Origin of the sequence: Curtobacterium sp. MMLR14_002, from assembly GCF_001864975.1 — a bacterium.
Taxonomy (GTDB): domain Bacteria; phylum Actinomycetota; class Actinomycetes; order Actinomycetales; family Microbacteriaceae; genus Curtobacterium; species Curtobacterium flaccumfaciens.
On sequence record NZ_MJGT01000025.1, the window covers coordinates 1 to 403 of the forward strand.

Here is a 403-nt window from a genome sequence, read left to right on the forward strand (position 1 = left end):
GTTCACAGCCGCGACGGTCGGCATGCCAACGCTGGCTTCGCACCCGGGGTCTGCACGTCCGCTGCTGGAGATGCAGTGGCGCATGGCGATGGTTGCAGCGAATTTACGCATCACCGACGGCGGGACCCGCTGGACCCGGTCGGATGCGTACGACCGGCTCGACCCGTCGGAGAAGACCTCCGTCAGCTACTTCCTCGGCATGACGCAGGCCGCGCTGATGAGCCAGCTCGCCCTCGGCTACCCGCACCTGGTGCATGTTGACCTGCTGCTCGCGCAGCAAGGCGTGCCCCTGAAAGGCAAGCGCCCCGACTTCGTCGCAGTGAACCCGACCGCACCTCGTCGATACAGCGCAACCGTCGAAGCGAAGGGCCGCACGAACAGATTCGACCAGGACGCCCTCGAC

Annotated in this window: 1 protein-coding gene; it reads left to right on the plus strand. The window is 66.5% G+C overall.

Features of this window, described 5'->3' with window-relative positions; translation table 11 throughout:
* Positions 1-70: 70 nt before the first annotated feature.
* Positions 71-403: hypothetical protein (locus tag BIU91_RS03200; RefSeq protein WP_139196852.1), on the plus strand; the 333-nt coding region annotated here is incomplete at its 3' end.